Origin of the sequence: Prevotella heparinolytica, from assembly GCF_002998535.1 — a bacterium.
Classification (GTDB): Bacteria; Bacteroidota; Bacteroidia; order Bacteroidales; family Bacteroidaceae; genus Bacteroides; species Bacteroides heparinolyticus.
In genome coordinates, this window is the sequence record NZ_CP027234.1 from 3,495,001 (window position 1) to 3,509,414 (window position 14,414).

Here is a 14,414-nt window from a genome sequence, read left to right on the forward strand (position 1 = left end):
TGCTGTTTTTTTAAAAAACGACAAACTTTTCTTCCTTTCTTACCATCTAATATTGAATTGATTTTCGTATTTTTGGCAGCAATCTGATAAAAAGGAAAATATACGTATTTAATACGGATGGAGGGGCTTTCCGCTTTTATTCCTTTTGGATAGTCCGGTGACAGGGAGAGCCTGGGAATTCAGGTTCCTTATAGCTTCCTTTACTGGTGCATGGGTGCTGAATTGGGGATAAAAACAATATATGAAAGAAGATTTTATTCTAAACACTACATAATCAGGATAATTATTTGTATCTTTGTCGCCCGAATAAATGGGAGGAGCTTTGGGAAAGTTTGATAAATACAAAATAGACCTAAAAGGAATGCGGACGGATACATGCAAGTATGAGTTCGTGTTGGATAACCTTTTCTTTGCCAATATTGATGGACCGGAGGTTCAGAAAGGCAAAGTGAACGTGGTGTTGCTTGTAAAGAGAACATCTCGCGCTTTTGAATTGAACTTTCAGACGGAAGGTGTGGTATGGGTACCATGTGACCGCTGTTTGGAAGATATGGAGCAACCCGTTGACTCAACAGACAAGTTACTCGTTAAGTTTGGTCGTGAATATGCTGAAGAAGGTGATAATCTCATTGTGATACCTGAAGAAGAGGGTGAGATCAATGTGGCATGGTTCATGTACGAGTTTGTTGCTTTAGCCATACCGATGAAGCATGTACATGCTCCCGGCAAATGTAATAAAACGATGACTAGCAAGTTGAGCAAACATCTGCGTACTACCCCAGATGACGAGAGCGAGGAAGCCTTTATTTCTGAGGAGGAAACAAACCTGATGAATGATGAGGAAGAATCGCAGATTGATCCGCGTTGGGAAGAATTAAAGAAAATATTAGATAACAATTAAAGATTAACGAAAATGGCACATCCTAAGAGAAGACAGTCAAAAACAAGAACTGCAAAGAGAAGAACTCATGATAAAGCTGTAGCTCCTACATTGGCTATTTGCCCGAACTGTGGCGAATGGCATGTGTATCACACTGTATGTGGTGCATGTGGTTACTACAGAGGTAAGCTTGCTATCGAAAAAGAAGCTGCCGTATAATTGCGGTTGGTTTGACTAAAAATTATACTTGAATACCGAATGTCTAAAAGGATTTGTATGTGAAAATGAACAAATCCTTTTGGGACTACCGTTATTTCTAAGGTTTTAGAGCCTATATGAGTTTAGCCTATGGTTTTTGGATAAAGAGAGAAAACCGACAAAGGGTTGCTAGTACTATTGGCTCTTATAAGTAAACAAGAATTTAATGGAAAAAATAAATGCAGTAATTACAGGAGTCGGTGGCTATGTGCCGGATTACGTTCTAACGAATGACGAAATCTCAAAAATGGTAGATACCAACGATGAATGGATTATGACTCGTATCGGAGTAAAGGAAAGGCGTATTCTGAATGAGGAAGGATTGGGTAGCTCATATATGGCACGTAAGGCTGTAAAACAGCTGATGCAGCGTACAGGTGCCGATCCTGACGACATTGATTTGGTTATCGTTGCTACTTCTACTCCAGATTATCACTTCCCCTCTACGGCTTCCATTTTATGTGATAAACTCAGATTGAAGAATGCCTTTGCTTATGATTTGCAGGCAGCTTGTTGTGGGTTTCTCTATCTGATGGAAACGGCAGCCAATTTTATCCGTTCAGGCAGATATAAGAAGGTTATCATTGTGGGAGCTGATAAAATGTCGTCGGTGGTTGATTATACCGATCGTGCTACTTGCCCTATTTTCGGTGATGGAGCTGCGGCCTTTATGCTGGAACCGACGACAGAAGATGTTGGTATCATGGATGCGATTTTGAGAACAGACGGCAAGGGGCTTCCGTTCCTGCATATGAAGGCAGGTGGTTCTGTTTGTCCTCCTTCTTATTTTACAGTAGATAACCACATGCATTATGTCTATCAGGAAGGACGTACAGTGTTCAAGTATGCTGTCTCCAACATGTCGGACGTTAGTGCGGCTATTGCTGAAAAGAATGGCTTGACCAAGGAAACAATCAATTGGGTGATTCCGCATCAAGCTAATCTTCGTATCATTGATGCTGTGGCACACCGCTTGGAGGTTCCTCATGAAAAAGTTCTGATTAACATAGAACGTTATGGTAATACGAGTGCCGGAACGTTGCCCCTTTGTATTTGGGACTTTGAAGAGAAACTGAAAAAAGGCGATAACCTGATTTTTACGGCATTCGGCGCCGGATTTACTTGGGGAGCCGTGTACGTGAAGTGGGGCTATGACGGAAAGAAATGAAGCACTGATGGAGTTTCAGTCTAAATAATATAATAAACGCATCCTATCTCGATTCGATGCGTTTTTTTGTCTCAATTTAAAAACAAGCGTCATGCATAAGGCAGGTTTTGTTAATATCGTGGGAAATCCCAATGTAGGCAAGTCTACATTGATGAATGCTTTGGTTGGTGAGCGCATCTCTATCGCTACTTTCAAAGCGCAAACTACGCGTCATCGGATCATGGGCATCTATAATACGGATGACATGCAGATTGTGTTCTCGGACACGCCGGGCGTATTGAAACCAAACTATAAATTGCAGGAATCTATGCTGAATTTCTCTACGTCGGCATTGACGGATGCAGACGTGTTGCTGTATGTGACGGATGTGGTTGAGACACCCGACAAGCATAATGATTTTGTAGAGAAGGTTGCTGCCATGGAAGTGCCGGTGTTGCTGCTGATCAATAAAATAGATTTGAGCAATCAGGAAAAACTGGCGCAATTGGTGGAAGCATGGAAGGAGCTGCTGCCAAAGGCGGAGATTATTCCTCTTTCGGCTGCTACGAAATTCAATGTGGATTATGTGTTGAAGCGGGTGAAGGGACTTTTGCCCGATTCGCCTCCTTATTTCGATAAAGACCAATGGACGGACAAACCGGCGAGATTTTTCGTGACCGAGATTATTCGCGAAAAGATTTTGTTGTACTACGATAAGGAGATTCCTTATTCGGTAGAAGTGGCGGTGGAGCAGTTTAAGGAAGAGGCAAAGAAGATACACATCAATGCCGTAATCTACGTGGAACGTGATTCGCAAAAAGGTATTATAATCGGTAAGCAAGGGAGGGCTTTGAAAAAGGTGGCTACCGAGGCACGCCGTGACTTGGAGAGATTCTTTGGAAAAACCATTTTTCTGGAGACGTTTGTAAAGGTTGACAAAGATTGGAGAAGTTCGGATAAGGAACTGCGTAATTTCGGTTATCAACCGGATTAAGAGTTTTATTCATGCGACTGTGACAGTCGTAAAACAAGAGTGTTGAACTATGGGAAATTTAGTTGCAATTGTAGGACGTCCCAATGTGGGAAAATCTACGTTATTTAATCGTCTGACCAAAACGCGTCAGGCTATTGTGAATGAAGAAGCGGGAACAACTCGCGACCGCCAATATGGAAAGACAGAGTGGTTGGGGCGCGAGTTCTCGGTAGTGGATACCGGTGGCTGGGTAGTGAATTCCGACGATATTTTTGAAAAGGAGATTCGCAAGCAGGTGTTGATGGCTGTGGATGAAGCCGATGTTATTCTGTTTGTGGTAGATGTGATGAACGGAGTGACGGACCTTGACCAACAGGTGGCTGCCATATTGCGTCGTGCCAAGAAGCCGGTATTGCTGGTGGCCAACAAGACTGACAACAACGAATTGCGATACAATGCTCCCGAATTTTATAGTTTGGGTTTGGGTGATCCTTATTGTATTTCGGCTGTGACCGGTAGTGGGACAGGCGATCTGATGGACCTTATCGTCGGTAATTTTAAGAAAGAATCCGACGAAATATTGGATGAAGAGATTCCTCGTTTTGCTGTGGTGGGACGTCCCAATGCCGGCAAATCATCCATTGTGAATGCCTTTATCGGAGAAGAACGCAATATCGTGACGGAGATAGCCGGAACGACCCGCGACTCCATTTACACGCGTTACAATAAGTTCGGTTTCGACTTTTATCTGGTGGATACGGCAGGAATCCGCAAGAAAAACAAGGTAAATGAGGATTTGGAGTACTACTCTGTGATACGTTCCATTCGTTCCATTGAAAATGCCGATGTGTGTATATTGATGATAGATGCCACACGCGGCATCGAGAGTCAGGATTTGAATATCTTTTCTTTGATTCAGAAGAATGCCAAAGGATTGGTGGTTGTGGTGAATAAATGGGATTTGGTGCAAGACAAGACCGTGAAAGTGATGAAGACTTTTGAAAATGCCATCCGGAACCGTCTGGCGCCGTTTGTCGATTTTCCCATCATATTTGCTTCGGCACTGACGAAGCAACGCATCCTGAAGGTGCTGGAGGAGGCGCGCAATGTGTATGAAAACCGTATGACGCGTATTCCGACTGCCCGTCTGAATGAGGAGATGTTGCCGCTTATCGAGGCTTATCCGCCTCCTTCCATCAAGGGAAAATACATCAAGATAAAATACATCACGCAGTTGCCCAATACGCAAGTTCCTTCGTTTGTTTATTTCGCCAATCTTCCGCAATATGTGAAAGAACCGTACAGGCGATTCTTGGAAAACAAAATGCGTGAAAAGTGGAACCTGACCGGGACACCTGTCAATATTTATATCCGGCAGAAATAAAGCATTGCCGGACAAATGCGGTATGCAGAATGTGACACGAAGCCTGACAACCGGCATGAAAAGGCTCCGTGTCACATTTTGTGTTTTTACGCTTCCCTCCACTCGGGCTTTCTGTTTATAAAGGAATAACCCGAAAATCCTGCAGGTAAAACGTCCTGTCTATTGATACAAAGAATTTCCGGTTTTATACTTGTGCAACTGTAAGTTCGTCTGTTGTCGCACTGTAAGTTCGACCTAAGCCGTCCTGTAAGTTCGGCTATTGCCGTACTGTAAGTTCGACTGAAGCCGTACTGTAAGTTCGACTGTTGCCGCACTGTAAGTTTGACCTAAGTCGTACTGTAAGCTCTCACTTGCGCGATTGTAATCCCGCACTTGGCGGAGCGTATGCTCACACTTTAAAGGAGCTGACCCCGCACTTTAGGGAAGATGAGCCCACACGTTGGAGGAGGTATGCCCGCAGTATATAAGAAGGCAGATGGGAGAGTGGTACAACACTTGTTTTTGTGTTCCTTTTACCCTTCGATATTCTGCCTTTCCACTTCTCTTACTTTACGGAATAAATCGGAGGCAAAGATAAAGTTGTTCAGGCGTTTGTTGGTGGAAGTGAATATGACGTCTTTGTTGCCTTCCCACTCTTTGTGCCCTTCGTAAATGTAGATGATCTTCTCTCCGATTCCCATTACGGAGTTCATGTCATGGGTATTGATGAGCGTGGTCATGTTGTACTCTTTGGTGATGTCTTGTATCAGCTCGTCAATCACGATGGAGGTTTTGGGATCCAGACCGGAGTTCGGTTCATCGCAAAAGAGGTATTGAGGATTCAGGGCGATGGCACGGGCAATGGCTACTCGCTTCTGCATGCCTCCGCTGATTTCTCCGGGGAATTTATCTTTGGCCTCGAGCAGATTGACACGCTCCAGGCAGAACATGGCACGGCGGGTACGGTCGCGCAGCGTATCGTTGCTGAACATGTTGAGCGGAAACATCACGTTGTCCAATACCGTTATGGAGTCGAACAGGGCAGCGCTCTGAAAAATCATTCCCATTTCCCGTCGGAGCATTTTCTTTTCTTTTTTGCCCATAGCCAGGAAGTTGCGGTTGTCGTATAGCAGTTCTCCTTTTTCCGGAGTCAGCAAACCTACGATACATTTCATCAGTACGGTTTTTCCTGAGCCGCTTTGCCCGATGATCAGGTTGGTCTTCCCATTCTCGAAAGTGGCGTTGATGTCTTTCAGCACCTCTTTCTCATCAAATGACTTGCATAATCCTTTAAGTTCAATCATCCCATTAAAAGTTGAGTTAATATCAGGTCGGCAAATAGGATGAGTACGCTACTGCACACGACGGAGTCGGTAGAAGCCTTTCCTACCTCGATGGAGCCTCCTTCGACCGTGTAGCCGAAGAAAGCCGATACACTGGCTATGATGAATGCAAAAAACAAGGACTTGATGATGCTGCACCAAATGAACCATTCGACAAACATATATTGCAGGCCATATTCCAAGTCTACGGCCGACATGATGCCGCCGAACCAGCAGGTGCAGAAAGCTCCTATGACGCCGGAGAATATGCTGAATGTCACCATCAATGGGATAGTGGTCACCATGGCGATGATTTTGGGCAGAATCAGGTAGTTGGCAGAATTGACGCCCATAATCTCAAGGGCGTCTATCTGTTGGGTCACTCGCATGGTGCCCAGTTCCGAGGCTATGTTCGAGCCTACCTTGCCGGCCAGAATCAGGCACATGATGGAGGACGAAAACTCCAGCAGCATGATTTCGCGGGTGACGTATCCCACCGTCCACCGGGGCATGAAAGGGCTTTCTATATTCAGCTTTATTTGTATGGTGATTACAGCCCCGATGAAGAACGATATCAGCAATACGATGCCGATGGAGTTGACACCGAGCTGCTCCAGTTCGTTGACGTATTGGCGGAAAAACATGCGCATGCGTTCGGGTCGGGCAAACACGCGTCCCATCAGCATGATGTATCTGCCTACTGTCTTGAGTGCTTTGAACATAACTTTAAGTATTTGAGTGCAAATGTACACTATTTCAGCTTATTTTTGCTACATTTGCGGCGAAAACCTTTAGAGTATGGAAGAAGAAAAAGGCATAAAGGACAATGTAGGGGAAGTTAAGGAAATTCTGCACACAGAGCCGATAACCGCTTCTGCCGATGCAGGCGCGATGGACGAGAAGATGGTGCTGCGTACGGAAGACTTGGTGAAGAAGTACGGAAAGCGTACTGTGGTGAACCATGTATCCATCAACGTGAAGCAGGGCGAGATTGTCGGGCTGTTAGGTCCTAACGGCGCCGGCAAGACGACCTCTTTCTATATGACCGTGGGATTGATTACTCCGAACGAGGGGCGCATCTTCCTGAATGATCTGGAGATTACGAACTATCCGGTGTATAAACGGGCGCAGACGGGCATCGGCTATCTGGCACAAGAGGCCTCCGTCTTCCGTCAGATGAGTGTGGAAGACAACATCACATCTGTGCTGGAGATGACGGACAAGCCGTTGGAGTATCAGAAAGACAAGCTGGAGAGTCTGATTGCCGAATTCCGTCTTCAGAAGGTGAGGAAGAATAAAGGAAACCAACTGTCGGGTGGCGAACGGCGACGTACGGAGATTGCCCGTTGTCTGGCCATCGACCCGAAGTTCATCATGCTCGACGAACCTTTTGCCGGTGTAGACCCCATTGCTGTGGAAGACATCCAGCAGATTGTATGGAAACTGAAAGACAAGAATATAGGTATATTGATTACCGACCACAACGTGCAGGAAACCTTGAGTATTACCGATCGTGCCTACCTTCTGTTCGAAGGTAAGATATTGTTTCAAGGCACGCCCGAAGAGTTGGCCGAAAATAAGATTGTGCGCGAAAAATACCTGAGTAACAGTTTCGTGCTTCGCCGCAAGGATTTTATGAAGTGATGCACCAAGCCACGGAATATTGCCGATAAAAAAAGACCGCCTCATTGAAGCGGTCTTTTTTTATTTCTCCTGAATCTGCTATGATTAATATTTCGGAGGTCTTGCTTCTTTCACTACCATCTGGCGTCCGAAGAATTCGGCTCCGTCAAGTTCGGCAATAGCTTTGGCGGCAGCGGCGCTGTCTTCCATTTCTACAAAAGCAATGCCTCTGAAACGTCCGGTCGCGCGGTCGTTGATAAATTTTACAGAAGTTACCGTGCCGTAATCTTCCATGGCTTTCTGAAGGTCACTCTCCTTAACGCGGTAGTTAAGGTTTCCAACATAAATGTTCATAATGAAAATGATAAAAATAAATAAATGAATAAAACTCTCTTGGAAAGAAGGCTGAATAATCAAAAAGATTACAACGACAGAGAGTTTACAAAAGCGTTTCTTGAAACGGAGTAAAAACTATGCAATAGAAATCGAGAAAACTAAAATGCCTTCAATCCGCGACAAAGAAACGCATAATATTCGGATTTACAACTCTTTTTGCTATTTATTTTACATTTTCTTTCAGGCACGGGGAAGGACGGGAGGCCGAAAGGCGCTTCGTGCCGGCTGAATGTCTGTGCCGCAGTGTTGTTGAGAACGGACATAAACCGGAAGAATACCTTGGCCGGAGGGACATTCGCCCTCTGCCAAGAAAGAGGCGGTTCCGTCAATATCTACAAGCAGCCTGCGGTGCGTACGCTATGGGTTTGCGCCTTGAACACAAGGGATAAACGCCGTAAAAGCAAGGAGAGAAGCCGTGCGTGGCAAGGAGCAAACCTGTTTACTGCCTGAACCGAACTCTGTTCGCGCCGTGCGGACACAAATCCGCAGCTTGCGGATAAGTATTCGCACCGTGCGAACAGATGTGCGCACGGTATGTTTCAAATTTCTGGCAGGATTCTTTCACGGATTAAGGAATGTCCTTGTAAAAGAAATAATTCGGCAATGTCTTTTGATATTTGAAAGAATAACGCTAATTTTGCACGCTCATTTGAGATGTGGAACAAAGTATAAATCAAATAAATAATTGTCAGAATGAACGTTTCATTACAAAACATTGACAAAGTAAGCGCGCTGCTTACTGTGAAGCTTGAGAAAGCCGATTATCAGGAAAAAGTGGACAAGTCTTTGAAGACATTCCGTCAGAAGGCGCAGATTCCCGGCTTCCGTAAAGGAATGGTGCCCATGAGTCTGGTTAAGAAGATGTACGGCAAGGCTGTATTGGCCGAAGAAGTGAATAAAGTGCTGTCCGAAACAGTATATAAGTATATACAAGACAATAAGGTTGACATATTGGGCGAGCCTCTGCCTAACGAAGACAAGCAGAAGGAGATTGATTTCGATACGATGGAAGAATTCGAATTCTTGTTCGACATCGCTCTGGCACCTGAGTTCAAAGCCGAAGTCAGCGCTAAAGACGTAGTGGACTATTACGAGATTGAAGTGACCGACGAAATGGTGGACAACCAAGTGAAGGCTTACACTCAACGTAACGGCAAGTATGATAAGGCAGACGCTTATGAAGACAACGACATGCTGAAAGGCTTGCTTGCCGAACTGGACGAGAACGGCAACACGAAAGAAGGCGGCATTCAGGTGGAAGGCGCCGTGATGATGCCCTCGTACATGAAGAACGACGAGCAGAAAGCCATTTTCGCCGGTGCAAAGGTGAACGACGTACTTGTGTTCAATCCTCACACTGCTTGGGATGGCAATGCAGCAGAACTAGCTTCTTTGTTGGATATTGAGAAAGAGGCTGCAACCGAAATGAAATCGAATTTCAGCTACCAGATCGAGGAGATTACTCGTTTCGTTCCGGGCGATTTGGATCAGGAAATCTTCGACCAAGTCTTTGGCAAAGATACGGTGAAGAGCGAAGAAGAGTTCCGTGCTAAAGTAAAAGAAGTAGTTGCCAAACAGTTTGTGGCCGATAGCGACTATAAATTCCTGATCGATGCACGCAAGATGTTGATGGAGAAAGTTGGCAAATTGGAGTTCCCCGATGCGCTGCTGAAACGCATCATGCGCTTGAACAATCCCGATAAAGATGAAAAGTTCGTAGAGGACAACTACGACAAGAGCATCGAGGAGTTGACTTGGCACTTGATAAAGGAGCAGTTGGTGAAAGCCAATGACATCAAGGTTGAGCAGGACGACATTGTCGAAATGGCTAAGGAAGCCACTCGCGCACAGTTTGCCCAATACGGCATGATGAGCGTGCCCGAAGAGATTATAGAGAACTATTCCAAGGAGATGCTGAAGAAGAAAGAAAGTGTGGAAGGCTTGGTGAACCGTGTGGTCGAAGCCAAACTGGCCGCAGCATTGAAGACTCAGGTTAAATTGAACAATAAAGCCGTCTCTGCCGAAGAATTCAACAAGATGTTCGAATAATATTCGATAGCCTTACGGCTATATTTTATAAAGAAACACAGAGTTTGACAAACTATAACTCTGTGTTTTTTTGTGTCTCTGTGCTCTTTTTTGTTACTTTGCACTTTATATCAATAAAAAAACAGAAAGAAATGGATGATTTTAAGAAATATGCAACTAAACACTTAGGCATGAACAGCTTGGTGTTGGACGATGTGATAAAGTCGCAAGCCGGCTATCTGAATCCTTATATCCTTGAAGAACGTCAACTTAACGTTACCCAGTTGGATGTATTCTCCCGCCTGATGATGGACCGTATCATCTTTCTCGGTACTCAAATAGACGACTATACAGCCAATACGTTGCAGGCTCAGTTGCTTTACTTGGATTCCGTGGAGCCGGGTAAAGACATCTCTATTTATATCAACTCGCCGGGCGGTTCGGTATACGCCGGCTTGGGCATTTACGATACCATGCAGTTTATCAGCAGCGATGTGGCTACCATCTGCACGGGCATGGCGGCAAGCATGGCGGCCGTATTGCTGGTGGCAGGTGCAGAGAAGAAACGTTCGGCCCTGACACATTCGCGTGTGATGATACATCAGCCGATGGGCGGCGCACAAGGACAAGCTTCGGATATCGAAATCACGGCGCGTGAAATCCAGAAGCTGAAGAAAGAACTTTATACTATTATCGCCGACCATTCTCATACTCCTTTTGATAAAGTGTGGGCGGATTCTGACCGCGACTATTGGATGACCGCTCAGGAGGCCAAGGAATATGGTATGGTGGATGAGGTATTGATAAAAAAATAAATATGGCAGATTCAAAAAGGAATAAAAATAGATGTAGCTTCTGCGGGCGTTCGGAAGATGAAGTCGGCTTCCTCATTACGGGGTTGAACGGCTATATCTGTGACAGTTGTGCCACTCAAGCCTATGAAATCACTCAGGAGGCTTTGGGGGCAAACAAAAAAGGAGGCGCCACGAAGTTGAATCTGAAAGAACTCCCTAAACCCATAGAGATTAAGAATTTCCTCGATCAGTATGTGATAGGACAGGACGATGCCAAGCGTTTTTTGTCGGTATCAGTATACAATCATTATAAACGCTTGTTGCAGAAAGCCGGTGGGGATGATGTGGAGATTGAGAAATCCAACATTATCATGGTGGGTAGTACCGGTACCGGAAAAACGTTGTTGGCACGTACTATTGCCAAGCTGCTGCATGTGCCTTTCACCATTGTTGATGCAACGGTGTTGACCGAGGCAGGCTACGTGGGCGAGGACATCGAAAGCATACTGACGCGTTTGCTGCAAGTAGCCGACTACAATGTGCCCGAAGCCGAACAGGGAATTGTATTTATCGATGAGATAGACAAGATAGCCCGCAAAGGCGATAATCCTTCCATCACCCGTGACGTGAGCGGCGAAGGTGTGCAGCAAGGATTGTTGAAATTGCTGGAAGGCTCTGTTGTAAACGTTCCTCCTCAAGGCGGTCGTAAACATCCTGACCAGAAGATGATTCCGGTCAATACAAAGAACATCCTGTTTATTTGCGGCGGAGCTTTCGATGGTATCGAGAAGAAAATAGCCCAAAGACTGAACACCCATGTGGTGGGATATAATGCTGCGCGCAATACTGCCGTCATAGACAAAAGCAATATGATGCAGTACATTGCTCCGCAGGATTTGAAGTCGTTTGGCTTGATACCCGAAATCATCGGTCGTCTTCCGGTATTGACTTATCTTAATCCTTTGGACCGTTCTGCATTGCGTGCCATCCTTACGGAACCCAAGAACTCAATCGTCAAGCAGTATATAAAATTGTTCGAGATGGACAACGTGAAGCTCACTTTTGAAGATGCAGTCTTCGAATATGTTGTGGATAAGGCTGTAGAATACAAGTTGGGTGCCCGTGGTTTACGCTCTATTGTGGAGACTATCATGATGGATGCCATGTTCGAGATTCCGTCAGATCACAAAGAAAGCTTTGTTGTGACGTTGGATTATGCCAAGCATCAGTTGGAAAAGTCGAATATTGCGAAACTTCAAAGTGCTTAAAATCAGAAAGTAATGCGAGAAGCGACAAGCTTTTATCTTTTTATGGAAAAATATTCGGCGGATTATGCTTGAAATTTAAGAAGTTGTTTTTAACTTTGTTAGGATTCTTCGTGTAGAAGTACACGAAGTCTGCTTAGAAGTAACCCAATAACAACAACCTAATGAATCATGGCAGGGAAGAAGACTAATTTGACAGACCAGCTGAAGAAATACTTCGGATTCGACGCATTTAAAGGAAATCAGGAAGCAATAATGGAGAATCTGCTGGCAGGCAACGACACTTTTGTGCTGATGCCTACCGGTGGAGGAAAATCTTTGTGCTACCAGCTGCCTTCCTTATTAATGGAAGGCACGGCCATCGTGATTTCTCCTTTGATAGCTCTGATGAAAAATCAGGTCGATGCGATGCGTAATTTCAGTGAAGAAGACGGAGTGGCTCATTTTATCAACTCTTCCCTTAATAAAAGTGCGATAGATCAAGTCAAGGCAGACATTCTCGGCGGTAAGACAAAACTGTTGTATGTGGCTCCGGAGTCTCTGACGAAAGAAGAGAATGTGGAGTTCTTGAAGACGGTAAAGATATCGTTCTATGCCGTAGACGAAGCCCACTGTATTTCCGAGTGGGGACATGATTTCCGTCCTGAATATCGCCGTATCCGTCCTATCATCAATGAAATAGGAAAAGCTCCGCTGATTGCACTGACTGCGACGGCCACACCTAAAGTGCAGCACGATATTCAGAAGAACCTGGGTATGGTGGAAGCGCAAGTGTTCAAGTCGTCCTTCAATCGTCCGAACCTCTATTATGAGGTGCGTTCTAAGACGGCAAACGTAGATAAGGATATCATCAAGTTCATCAAGAACAATCCCGAAAAGTCCGGCATCATTTATTGTCTGAGCCGGAAGAAGGTGGAGGAACTTGCTGAAATTTTACAGGCGAACGGAATCAATGCCCGTGCCTATCATGCCGGAATGGACTCTGCCACGCGAACACAGAATCAAGATGACTTCTTGATGGAGAAGACCGATGTGATTGTGGCTACCATCGCCTTTGGCATGGGAATCGATAAGCCTGATGTGCGTTATGTCATCCATTACGATATCCCCAAGAGCCTGGAAGGATATTATCAGGAGACGGGACGTGCCGGAAGAGATGGAGGAGAAGGACAGTGTATTACTTTTTATACCAATAAGGATTTGCAGAAACTCGAAAAGTTTATGCAAGGGAAGCCTGTTGCAGAGCAGGAAATAGGCAGGCAGCTTCTGCTGGAAACGGCTGCGTATGCCGAATCTTCCGTATGTCGCCGGAAGGCATTGCTTCATTATTTCGGTGAAGAATATACGGAGGATAATTGTGGTAATTGTGACAACTGTTTAAACCCCAAAAAACAAGTGGAAGCCCAAGAATTATTATGTACCGTGATTGAAACGGTTCTCTCGGTAAAAGAAAATTTTAAAGCGGACTATATTATAGATGTTATACAAGGCAGGGAAACGTCGGAGGTGCAGGCTCATCTGCACGAGGAACTCGAAGTGTTCGGCTCCGGTATGGGCGAAGAGGATAAAACGTGGAATGCTGTAATTCGCCAAGCTCTCATTGCTGGTTATTTAAGTAAAGATGTTGAAAACTACGGCTTGCTGAAAGTGACGGAGGATGGTAGGAAATTCCTCAAACATCCCAAGTCGTTCAAGATTGTGGAAGACAATGATTTTGAAGAGGCTGAGGAAGAAGCACCTGCACGCGGAGGGGGCACGTGTGCCGTAGACCCTACATTGTATTCCATGCTGAAAGACCTGCGCAAGAAACTGTCCAAGAAGTTGGAAGTGCCGCCTTATGTCATCTTCCAAGACCCCTCTTTGGAGGCAATGGCTACGATCTACCCGGTGACATTGGATGAATTGCAAAACATTCCCGGTGTGGGAGCCGGCAAGGCCAAACGCTACGGCGAAGAGTTCTGCAAACTGATAAAACGTCATTGCGAAGAAAATGAGATAGAACGTCCGGAAGACTTGCGCGTGCGTACCGTAGCCAATAAGTCGAAAATGAAAGTGGCCATTATTCAGGCCATCGACCGCAAAGTAGCATTGGATGATATTGCCATGTCGAAGGGCATTGAATTTGAGGAACTGCTGGATGAAATAGAGGCGATTGTTTATTCGGGGACCAAACTGAACATCGACTACTTTTTGGAGGACATCATGGACGAAGATCACATGCTTGATATCTATGATTACTTCAAGGAGTCTACTACCGACAAGATTGATGACGCCTTGGATGAATTGGGCGATGACTTTACGGAAGAAGAAGTTCGTCTGGTGCGTATCAAGTTTATTTCAGAGATGGCGAACTGATTGTTTTTGT

At 45.2% G+C, this 14,414-nt stretch carries 14 protein-coding genes; 11 read left to right on the plus strand and 3 right to left on the minus strand.

Annotated features, from left to right (window positions below; genetic code table 11):
• Positions 1–322 precede the first annotated feature (322 nt).
• The 5 genes from C3V43_RS14225 (at position 323) to der (ending at position 4,642) form a co-directional block, all read left to right on the plus strand.
• Positions 323–901 (plus strand): YceD family protein, encoded by a 579-nt coding sequence (locus tag C3V43_RS14225; protein ID WP_106070624.1) that lies wholly within the window; start codon positions 323–325, stop codon positions 899–901.
• A gap of 12 nt (positions 902–913) precedes the next feature.
• Complete coding sequence (gene rpmF / locus C3V43_RS14230; protein WP_002562387.1) at positions 914–1,099, plus strand: 50S ribosomal protein L32; 186 nt, start codon at positions 914–916, stop codon at positions 1,097–1,099.
• Between the two features lie 205 nt (positions 1,100–1,304).
• Positions 1,305–2,306 (plus strand): beta-ketoacyl-ACP synthase III, encoded by a 1,002-nt coding sequence (locus C3V43_RS14235; RefSeq protein ID WP_106070303.1) that lies wholly within the window; start codon positions 1,305–1,307, stop codon positions 2,304–2,306.
• A gap of 91 nt (positions 2,307–2,397) precedes the next feature.
• Positions 2,398–3,279 (plus strand): GTPase Era, encoded by an 882-nt coding sequence (era, locus tag C3V43_RS14240; protein ID WP_106070304.1) that lies wholly within the window; start codon positions 2,398–2,400, stop codon positions 3,277–3,279.
• 49 nt (positions 3,280–3,328) lie between these two features.
• A complete protein-coding gene (der, locus tag C3V43_RS14245) occupies positions 3,329–4,642 on the plus strand; it encodes a ribosome biogenesis GTPase Der (protein ID WP_106070305.1) in 1,314 nt (437 codons plus the stop codon).
• A gap of 512 nt (positions 4,643–5,154) precedes the next feature.
• Here der and C3V43_RS14250 read toward each other — a convergent pair.
• Together C3V43_RS14250 and C3V43_RS14255 are read right to left on the minus strand one after the other, a co-directional pair.
• Positions 5,155–5,925 (minus strand): ABC transporter ATP-binding protein, encoded by a 771-nt coding sequence (locus C3V43_RS14250; RefSeq protein WP_106070306.1) that lies wholly within the window; start codon positions 5,923–5,925, stop codon positions 5,155–5,157.
• Positions 5,922–6,665 (minus strand): MlaE family ABC transporter permease, encoded by a 744-nt coding sequence (locus tag C3V43_RS14255; protein ID WP_106070307.1) that lies wholly within the window; start codon positions 6,663–6,665, stop codon positions 5,922–5,924. Before C3V43_RS14255 ends, C3V43_RS14250 begins: the two co-directional genes overlap by 4 nt.
• Before the next feature lie 169 nt (positions 6,666–6,834).
• On the opposite strand from C3V43_RS14255, the gene lptB reads away from it, so the two are divergent.
• Positions 6,835–7,587 carry an LPS export ABC transporter ATP-binding protein gene (gene lptB / locus C3V43_RS14260; RefSeq protein WP_106070625.1) on the plus strand — a complete coding sequence of 251 codons (753 nt, stop codon included), beginning with the start codon at positions 6,835–6,837 and terminating at the stop codon, positions 7,585–7,587.
• 84 nt (positions 7,588–7,671) lie between these two features.
• Here the strand turns inward: lptB and C3V43_RS14265 are convergent, their stop codons facing one another.
• On the minus strand, positions 7,672–7,920 hold the full coding sequence (locus C3V43_RS14265; protein ID WP_106070626.1) for an RNA-binding regulator: 249 nt from the start codon (positions 7,918–7,920) through the stop codon (positions 7,672–7,674).
• A 198-nt stretch (positions 7,921–8,118) separates the two neighbouring features.
• On the opposite strand from C3V43_RS14265, the gene C3V43_RS14270 reads away from it, so the two are divergent.
• From C3V43_RS14270 to recQ, 5 genes are all read left to right on the plus strand, one after another.
• Positions 8,119–8,412 (plus strand): hypothetical protein, encoded by a 294-nt coding sequence (locus C3V43_RS14270; protein ID WP_125239715.1) that lies wholly within the window; start codon positions 8,119–8,121, stop codon positions 8,410–8,412.
• 243 nt (positions 8,413–8,655) lie between these two features.
• Positions 8,656–10,011: a trigger factor gene (gene tig, locus C3V43_RS14275; RefSeq protein ID WP_106070309.1), complete on the plus strand. Its 1,356-nt coding sequence runs from the start codon at positions 8,656–8,658 to the stop codon at positions 10,009–10,011.
• Positions 10,012–10,142: 131 nt separating this feature from the next.
• Positions 10,143–10,805, plus strand: a complete 663-nt coding sequence (clpP, locus tag C3V43_RS14280) for an ATP-dependent Clp endopeptidase proteolytic subunit ClpP (RefSeq protein ID WP_106070310.1) — start codon at positions 10,143–10,145, stop codon at positions 10,803–10,805.
• Positions 10,806–10,807: 2 nt separating this feature from the next.
• Positions 10,808–12,052 carry an ATP-dependent Clp protease ATP-binding subunit ClpX gene (gene clpX / locus C3V43_RS14285; RefSeq protein ID WP_106070311.1) on the plus strand — a complete coding sequence of 415 codons (1,245 nt, stop codon included), beginning with the start codon at positions 10,808–10,810 and terminating at the stop codon, positions 12,050–12,052.
• Positions 12,053–12,220: 168 nt separating this feature from the next.
• Positions 12,221–14,404 carry a DNA helicase RecQ gene (gene recQ, locus C3V43_RS14290; protein ID WP_106070312.1) on the plus strand — a complete coding sequence of 728 codons (2,184 nt, stop codon included), beginning with the start codon at positions 12,221–12,223 and terminating at the stop codon, positions 14,402–14,404.
• Positions 14,405–14,414: the final 10 nt, after the last annotated feature.